The sequence below is a fragment of the uncultured Anaerovibrio sp. genome, assembly GCF_947302755.1.
In the GTDB taxonomy this organism is placed as follows: Bacteria; Bacillota; Negativicutes; order Selenomonadales; family Selenomonadaceae; genus Anaerovibrio.
Genome location: NZ_CAMYWM010000111.1, coordinates 1 through 8,775 on the forward strand (window position 1 = coordinate 1; position 8,775 = coordinate 8,775).

Sequence of the window (8,775 nt, forward strand, 5' to 3'; positions counted from 1 at the left end):
CAGTTGATTCCAGGGTAAGTTCCTGAGAAAGTACCTGGGCCTTTTCAATAAGGGATAGGACATCGCCCATTCCCAAAATTCGGGAAGCCATGCGATCCGGGTAAAATGGCTCCAAGGCCTCAAGCTTTTCGCCCATACCCACAAATTTTACAGGACAGCCGGTCACAGCCTTTACGGAAAGGGCGGCACCGCCCCGGGAATCACCATCCAGCTTGGTAAGCACCAGGCCATCCAGGCCCAGGTCCTTATTGAAGCTCTCGGCAACGTTTACGGCATCCTGACCGGTCATGGCATCAACCACCAAAAGAATTTCATGGGGCTTTACCTGACCCTTTATATCCTTTAACTCCTGCATCAGCTCTTCATTGATGTGAAGCCGACCAGCGGTATCGATGATGACCACATCGTTGGCATGAGTAAATGCGTAGTTTAAAGATGACTTTGCTATGGTTACAGCATCCGTTCCCGGCTCCATGGAGAACACCGGAATATCCAGCTGCTTACCAATGACCTGCAGCTGGGTAACAGCCGCCGGTCTATATATATCTGCCGCAACCAGCACCGGACGCTTGCCCTGCCTTTTCAGGGAAAGGCCCAATTTACCGGCTGAGGTAGTCTTACCAGCACCCTGCAGACCCACCATCATAATAATGGTTGGTGGATTTGGGGACATATTAATACGGCTCTGGGAGCCGCCCATAAGCTCAGTCAGCTCTTCATTTACAATCTTGATAACGAGCTGCGCCGGTGTAAGGGCTTCCATGACCTCCTGACCGATGGCCCGTTCCTTGACCCGCTTTACAAAGTCCTTTACGACCTTGAAGTTTACATCGGCCTCCAGAAGTGCCATCCGCACTTCCCGCATGGCTTCGTTTACGTCATCCTCTGTGAGCTTGCCATGTCCGCGAAGCCGTTTAAATGTTTCCTGCAGACGATCTGCCAAACCTTCAAAAATCAATCTAATTCCTCCTGAACCTTGCTGGTATATGGAGCAAGCTTCATAAGTATATGCTCTGCTTCCTTCCCATCCATCTTATTATCGGAAGAAAGCCGGGAAATTTCATCGTAAAGCTCAGTAAGCTCCTGACGCTGGTGTCTGAGACGCCGGGCCAGGCCAAGCTTTTTTTCATAGGCTGCAATGGTTTGCTCCGAGCGGTGCAATATATCATATACAGCCTGTCTGGAAACGGCTAAATCCTCTCCAATCTCCGACATGGAGAAATCCTCAAAGAGATGCATACTCAAACATTTTTGTTGTTTATCCGTCAGCAACGGCCCATAAATATCAAAGAGCTCTGCCAGATATAAACGCTGTTCAAGCACCAAAAACACCCTCTTTCAAGGCATAGCCTTTCCCGACCATAGTTATTATAGCCATCCCCCTATGGGTTGTCAAGTATTTTTCCTTGTCAAATACCTTTTTCTTTACCAGGGGCTAACGCAGGAGTAAACTCCGGGCAAAATGATATTTTGCTCTACGCCCTTACAACGAAATCTAAAGCTGAATAACACTTACCCTATTTTTCTTTTAAAATTTAGATACATATTCTCCGTTATATATGGTTTAAGATTTAACTTTCTTTCCCGTTGTATCATCTCATCTATAGTAATTTCTGCAACGCATTTTCTAAAATCCAGCCTCTGCAGTATTTTTTTGGTATATGGCCTCTTAGCATCCCTAAAGGAAATCGAATATAAAAAATCCTTAACAGCATCACAATTCAGCAGCAACATACAAGTATATGCGTCATCATAGTTACTAAACGATATAAAATAAGTGGTATCATCCAGCATTATGGGGTTACCTAATTCGTCACTATTATATAAGAGACTAAAGAAAGGGGTTTTATAAAACCCAGATATGCCAAACTTATATTTTGCATAAGAATAATCCCCTACTCCGAACATACTAAATTCAGGTGCCCCACTATAAATGGAGCTTTTCCGGCCATCAAACTGTTCTTTATTTGATTCCAGATAACGCCATGTATTTGGTGCATATCTTTTTATGTATGATGTGTCTTCCCGCGGCTTTTTCTGCGTTACTATCACGTACTTTTTAAATTTCTCACAGATTACAGGTTGCTTAAAATGACTGCTCTTTATCAGGGGAAATACCAGCTTATCCTCTAATTTAACCTCTTCTTTCCGCTTATTTCTATATATACCCTTCCCGACTCTTTCCAGCTCCATAACACTTGAGCAATCATGTTTTATGCCTTGACGCCATTCATATTGACAGATGCCTTCCAAATCCTTTACTCCCTGAACGATAGAGAAAAGGGAACCGTCCTTCCATTGTATTTCATTTAATATTTTTTCGGGATAATAAATATCTGCTACGACGCATTTTGAGGTATTATTTATACTATTTGTTAGTTTTACCACAAATAAACAGGTTGGCGCACTTATCCCAAAAACCTTGCCGGAATCAAAATTCAACATTTTTACATACTCTGCTTTTGCAGAGGTTCTGTTTAATTCCATAAACAGATTGCGGGCCACAGAGGTTTTGCATAACATGGCAATTACAGCGTTTTTCCCCCTAAAGGCCTCTATGAGCCGTAAAATAATATATTCACATATATCAAAATTACTTGAGCCGGTAATTGCCTCTATACCTGACCTTCCCTTAAAATTACTTTTTTGGGGCAGATTATAATTCAACTCTGCATTGGTTGCCCATGGTGGATTTCCTATAACTAACGTCTCACCATCATTTTCAATACATGTTTCTAAATCGCATTCAAAAATATTTTGGCATTTTATTTTTACTCTTTTATCTGAAATTGTTGAATTGCAAACATCACAATATTTTTTATTCATCTCAATTCCCAATACAGATGTAACAGCTGGAAAGTATTTTAATGAGGATTTTATAAAATTCCCTATTCCGGCAGTAGGCTCAATTATATATTGAGGCCGTATATGAAGCACCGTATATAAATAGTTACACACAGTATCAGCAAATTCCCGTGGAGTCTGATAATCCCCAAACTCTTTTTTTAATATATCACCATTCATAGTTAAGGACCCCGTCAATTTTATTATCAAGTGTGATAACTCTTCCATACTGCAAACGCCATTGCAAGGCATTGCTAATTGTCAAATATCCCTGCTTAGGAGTGTGAGCCAGTATTTCATCTGCTAAATCATTGTAAACTATTTCATCACCAGGTACATTTCTATCACTTAAAAAACCTATGATATCATCTTTATTGGCATCATCTGCAACCATTTCCCTTAACCGTTTTGTAATAGTATAATCTGCCGTCCTTGATTTATCTATAAACGCACAGTATTTAAAGGTCAGAAGACACCCTTTTACCGTATCCGTCTTCTCGTAAACGAAAACCAATAGATTATAGCCCAAACCAAATATCTTCTGTCTTGCATTTTTAAATGGGCAGCTGCTTTGGGGTTGGGCTATGCTTGTGACCTTTATATCTGTTTCAATACCATCCCCTGGCAAATCAATACCTTTGGCACTGCTGCCGATTTCCAAATCGTAATGTTCACATAAATATTCTTTAAAACGGTGCTCCACATAAGTTCCAACTGCTTTTCCATCGGTCACACCAATTAGGCTTGTATGGTTCTCTTTACACATCAGTTCACAAAAAGTTTTCGCCGCACATTTTAAATCATCAATATCCAATGCTTTCATACAGCCTTCCCCCTCACCTACTTTATATAAAAATACATATGTTCTTTATAAAACCATTTTACTTGTTTTTTCAGCCAATTTCAATAGATTTATGATTATCTTGGGCAAAAATCCTATACATTATTCCCAAGCTCCATGAATATTTTTAGTGCATTACCTTTGCGGCGCAAAAGCAATGGGCTAGTCCTGTTAGGGGGAAGAAGCTGCCGAGCCATATGTGAGAGCAGAGATGTTCTGCCCAAGGGAAGAGGCGAATAAAACCACCCTTCTGTGAAATTTTAACTGTTTCCATAAGAAAAGCCGATAACCTTCGTTATCGGCTTTTCTTATGATATATCACTTTGATATTTTGCAAAAATTAGAGAGCTCTTTCAACCTTACCGGTACGCAGGCAGCGAGTGCAAACATTTACACGCTTGATTTCGCCTTCTACAACGGCACGAACGCGCTGGATATTTGGCTTCCAGGAGCGCTTGGTCTTCAGATGGGAATGGCTGACATTGTTGCCGGACAGCTCACCCTTACCGCATACTTCACATAAACTTGCCATATAGCACACCTCCTTAACGTTTCATCGGCGCATAGTCGCATATATGTAAATTATCTGTACATAGTCCTATACACACAAACAAAAAGATTATAGCACAATAAGGCTGTCAAATGCAACCCCTTGGCAGCAATATTTTTATCCCACGCTAACAGGTGCCATATTCCACACTATAAAGCACCTGTAAGCTCCGGACTCATACGACTTCATTCAACGGAACCATAAGGCTGCCACTGAACAAGTCTCATTTTGCTGTCCATAACGCCAAGTTCATCCTGCATTCAACTGTATAATCTGTTGCTTGAATATACTATCATTTTTCCAAAATAAATGCAAGGGCTCAAGCATAAAGCCCCTGCATTTAACATAAAATTACTTATCTTATACCGTCGGCCAGCTTTAGGAGATGCTCCAGCTCGTCCTTTTCAAACTGGTACTTCTCACCGCAGAACTGACAGCATACCTCAGCATGGCCATCCTGCACCAGCTGCTCCATATCCTCATGACCGAGGTTAAGAAGCACGTCCTCTATTCGTTCACGGCTGCACTTGCATTTAAAGGCCAGATCGGTGGTGGTAAGATAATCCACCTCAAAATCCTTCATAAGCTCAGCTATTATCCCCTTGGCCGTTGCGCCATCGGCAATCATCACGGAAACAGGCCGGACTTTTTCCAGGGCCTTCTCCACCCGGGTTATTATTTCCTCGTCGGCATCCGGCATCATCTGCAATATAAAACCACCAGCCCCCAATGCCAGGCAATCAGTACCTACCAAAACACCCAGGCCAACACTGGAGGCGGTCTGCTCCGACACAAAGAGATAATTGGTCAAATCCTCGGCAATCTCCCCGGAAATGATTTCACTGCTGCCCCGCATAGGTTCACCAAGACCGGTAAACCGGGTCACCTGCACCGTACCCTGGCCTACGGCTCCGCCCACATCCAGCTTGCCATTGGACTTCAGGGGAAGCTCCACATGGGGATTGCCCACATACCCGCGGACATAGCCCTCCGGAGTGGCATCAGCCGTGATATAGCCCAGGGGGCCATTGCCCTGAAAGCTTACCGTAATTGCTTCCTTATTTTTTAGGTTGGCCGCCATCAGCAGGGCTCCCGTCATGGTGCGCCCCAGGGCTGCCGCCGCCGTAGGAGAGCAATCGTGGCGACGGATGGCCTCATTGACCAAATCCGTGGTAACCGCCGCGTAAATTCTGACGCCCTTGGTAATGGCTTTTACTAAAGTATCACTCATGATATGCTGGTCCACCTTAAATCTGCTTTAATAGATTGGCCATCTCGATGGCAGTCATGGCACCATCTGCCCCCTTGTTGCCAGCCTTGGTACCAGCCCGCTCAATGGCCTGCTCAATATTTTCGGTGGTAACAACGCTAAAGGTTATTGGCACACCAGTGGACATGCTGGCCTGGGCAATGCCCTTGGCCGCCTCGTTGCACACATAGTCATAGTGGGTGGTGGAGCCGCGGATCACGGTACCCAGGGCGATAATAGCATCGTATTTGCCGGTCTCCGCCATTTTTTTGGAAACCAGCGGCAGCTCATAAGCCCCCGGAACCCAGGCTACAGTAATATCCTCCTCATCAACATCATGACGCTCCAAAACGTCCAAGGCACCACCTAAGAGCTTGGAGGTGATGAACTCGTTAAACCGGGCTACCACAATACCAAACCTTAAGCCGGATGCATTAAACTTACCTTTTAAAACATTAACCTCTTTCATTTTATATACCTCCGAATAATCAGCTTGTTTCAGGATAATATGAAACAGACAAGCCTAGTTAATTAATTGGACCTCAATCAAATCTTCTCCGCAAAAATATGACCCATCTTGGTTTTCTTAACCTTCATATAGTCATGGTTGTATTCGTTGGTCGGAACCTCCAAAGGCACCCGGTCAACTATTTTCAGGCCATAGCCCTCCAGACCGGCCCGCTTGGCCGGATTATTGGTCATAAGGCGAATGGTGGTAAGGCCCATATCAGCCAAAATCTGGGCACCAATACCATAATCCCGCTCATCAGGGGCAAAGCCCAAAAGAACATTGGCCTCTACCGTATCCTTGCCATGGTCCTGAAGCTCATAGGCCCGCATCTTGTTCCCCAGGCCGATGCCACGGCCCTCCTGACGCATATAAAGCACCATGCCCTGACCCTCAGCTTCGATACGCTTCAAGGCCGTAGCCAGCTGATCACCGCAATCACACCGCAGGGACCCAAGGGCATCGCCGGTGAGGCACTCGGAATGAACGCGAACCAAAACATTTTCCTTACCCTTGATATCGCCCTTTACAATGGCCAAATGGCACTTGCCATCCAGCTTGCTTTCATAGGCATGAACCCGGAAATGGCCATACTTGCTTGGGAGATCGGCCTCGGCGATTTTCTCCACGAAGCACTCAGTACGCTTTCTGTACTCAATCAGGGCCTTTACGGTAATAAGCTTCAGCCCATGCTCCTTGGAGAACTCTATGAGACGTGGGGTACGCATCATGTGGCCGTCATCGTCCATAATCTCACAGCAAAGACCTGCTGGAGCCAGACCGGCCAGCTTGGCCAAATCCGTGGTGGTTTCGGTGTGGCCTGCCCGACGCAGTACACCGCCTGGAACGCTGCGCAATGGGAATACATGACCTGGGCGACGGAAATTCTCCGGCTTGGCCGTAGGGTCAATGAGACGCTTTATGGTTTCACACCGCTCAAAGGCGGAAATACCTGTAGAGGTGGTATCAGCATCCACTGATACGGTAAAGGCGGTTTCATGGTTGTCGGTATTATTGGATACCATTGGGAAAATCTCCAGCCGATCCAAATAATCGCCCTCCATAGGAGTACAAATAAGGCCCTTGGCATATGTTGCCATAAAATTAACCTGCTCCGGGGTCAAGGTCTCAGCGGCCACAATCAGGTCGCCCTCGTTTTCCCTGTCCTCGTCGTCCACTACCACTACCATATTTCCTTTACGAATTTCTTCGATTGCTTCTTCCACTGTTGCAAAATCTGACATAATCTCGCTCCTTAAAAACCATTATTTTTTAGAAAATCCATGGTGATACGGCTCACATTTTCCTGAGGGGCTTCCTGAGGCTGCAGGAGCTTCTCCACGTATTTTCCGATAACATCATTTTCAATATTAATCACTGAACCAGCCTTTTTGTAGGACAGGTTGGTTACCTGCCGGGTATGGGGTATCAGTGAAACTGTAAAATCACTGTCCGTAACCTCCGCCACCGTAAGGCTGATACCATCCAGAGCCACTGAGCCCTTTTCCACGATATGCCGCAAAATATTTTTGTCTGCGGATATCTTCATAAGAATGGCGTTGCTCTCTTCCTTCATGGAACGAATGGTGCCTACCCCATCAATATGGCCGCTGACAATATGACCGCCCAAGCGGCTTTGCAGGGTCAGGGCCCGTTCCAGATTTACGGGACTGCCCTTCTTGAGCTCCGCCAGAGAGGTGCGGCGAATGGTTTCCGGCATTACGTCGGCATCAAAGCTGCCACTGTCAAACCGGGTCACCGTCAGGCAGACGCCATTTACGGCGATGCTGTCCCCCAGCTGCACATCCTGTAGAACCCTGGAGGCCCTGATGGTAAGCCGGCCGCCGCCAATACTATGGACAGAGCCCACCTCTTCAATTATTCCTGTAAACATCAAATCACCTGTTTTTACGCCTCATCCGCCAACTACGTTGACGCCGAGGCTGCTTTGTTCCTGGTACCCTTAGGTGCTGCCCCTCCCCTGACGGAACTGGCTTATTGCATTTGCATCCCAAGGGGAAGGCGTTTATTTATCCACATTGGCGATAATAAGAATATCACCATCAATGAGCTCCGTGGTTGCCTCCTTTAGCTTCACTGCCTGACTGAGCTCCCCAAAGCCAGCCCCCTCTACCGGGGTAAGGGCAGCTCTGCCGCCAATGAGCTTCGGGGCGATAAAGGCATATACCTTGTCCACCAGTCCTGCTTCCAGTATGGAGAAGTTAAGCTGACCGCCACCCTCCACCAAAATTGAACAAATATTCATTTTGGCCAATTTCTTTAGCAGCTGTGGCAAATCCACTCTGTCCTTACCGGCACAAATGACCTGAACCCCAGCCTCTCCCAGGGCCTGAACCGCCTGGGGGCTGGCGGCCTCCGATACAGCCACGATGGTCTTTGCCTGACCATCCGTTACCAAATGAGAGTCTAACGGCAACCGGCCCTTGCTATCCACCACAATACGGATAGGATTTTTCCCACTGCCGCCCGGCAATCTGGTGGTCAGGCTGGGATTATCCTTAATGGCGGTGTTGATCCCCACCATAATACCATCATAAATATCCCGCAGCTGGTGAGTCCGCAAGCGGGAGGCCTCATTGGTAATCCACTGAGACTGCCCAGTTGCTGTGGCAATTTTCCCATCCAGGGTCATAGCCGTTTTCAGAGCCACAAAAGGCATCTCCTTGGTAATCCATTTAAGGAATACCTCATTGAGTTTTTTTGCTTCCTCCTCCAGCACACCGGTCACTACATCAATGCCCGCCTCCTCAAGAATTTTTACA

The 8,775-nt window shown here is 46.1% G+C and carries 10 protein-coding genes; all 10 read right to left on the reverse strand.

Annotated features, from left to right (window positions below; all coding sequences use genetic code 11):
- Window positions 1-958 (reverse strand): signal recognition particle protein (locus Q0Y54_RS09990; RefSeq protein WP_297967148.1); only part of this gene is annotated, 958 nt, incomplete at its 3' end.
- The gene (gene ylxM / locus Q0Y54_RS09995) at window positions 955-1,323 is read right to left on the reverse strand and encodes a YlxM family DNA-binding protein (RefSeq protein ID WP_297967152.1); all 369 of its coding nucleotides are present in this window, start codon (window positions 1,321-1,323) and stop codon (window positions 955-957) included. The genes Q0Y54_RS09990 and ylxM, both read right to left, overlap by 4 nt.
- Window positions 1,324-1,512: 189 nt before the next feature.
- Window positions 1,513-3,024 (reverse strand): hypothetical protein, encoded by a 1,512-nt coding sequence (locus Q0Y54_RS10000; RefSeq protein WP_297967155.1) that lies wholly within the window; start codon window positions 3,022-3,024, stop codon window positions 1,513-1,515.
- A complete protein-coding gene (locus Q0Y54_RS10005; RefSeq protein ID WP_297967158.1) occupies window positions 3,014-3,667 on the reverse strand; it encodes a hypothetical protein in 654 nt (217 codons plus the stop codon). Before Q0Y54_RS10005 ends, Q0Y54_RS10000 begins: the two co-directional genes overlap by 11 nt.
- A 358-nt stretch (window positions 3,668-4,025) precedes the next feature.
- A complete protein-coding gene (rpmB, locus tag Q0Y54_RS10010; RefSeq protein ID WP_027396446.1) occupies window positions 4,026-4,217 on the reverse strand; it encodes a 50S ribosomal protein L28 in 192 nt (63 codons plus the stop codon).
- Between the two features lie 373 nt (window positions 4,218-4,590).
- Entirely contained in the window at window positions 4,591-5,466 is an 876-nt protein-coding gene (hslO, locus tag Q0Y54_RS10015) for an Hsp33 family molecular chaperone HslO (protein WP_297967161.1), read from the reverse strand.
- 16 nt (window positions 5,467-5,482) lie between these two features.
- Window positions 5,483-5,953 (reverse strand): 6,7-dimethyl-8-ribityllumazine synthase, encoded by a 471-nt coding sequence (gene ribE, locus Q0Y54_RS10020; RefSeq protein ID WP_297967164.1) that lies wholly within the window; start codon window positions 5,951-5,953, stop codon window positions 5,483-5,485.
- A gap of 77 nt (window positions 5,954-6,030) precedes the next feature.
- Window positions 6,031-7,236 (reverse strand): bifunctional 3,4-dihydroxy-2-butanone-4-phosphate synthase/GTP cyclohydrolase II, encoded by a 1,206-nt coding sequence (locus Q0Y54_RS10025; protein WP_297967167.1) that lies wholly within the window; start codon window positions 7,234-7,236, stop codon window positions 6,031-6,033.
- 11 nt (window positions 7,237-7,247) lie between these two features.
- Window positions 7,248-7,886 carry a riboflavin synthase gene (locus Q0Y54_RS10030; protein WP_297967171.1) on the reverse strand — a complete coding sequence of 213 codons (639 nt, stop codon included), beginning with the start codon at window positions 7,884-7,886 and terminating at the stop codon, window positions 7,248-7,250.
- A gap of 132 nt (window positions 7,887-8,018) precedes the next feature.
- On the reverse strand, window positions 8,019-8,775 hold a 757-nt coding region (gene ribD, locus Q0Y54_RS10035), incomplete at its 5' end, for a bifunctional diaminohydroxyphosphoribosylaminopyrimidine deaminase/5-amino-6-(5-phosphoribosylamino)uracil reductase RibD (RefSeq protein WP_297967175.1).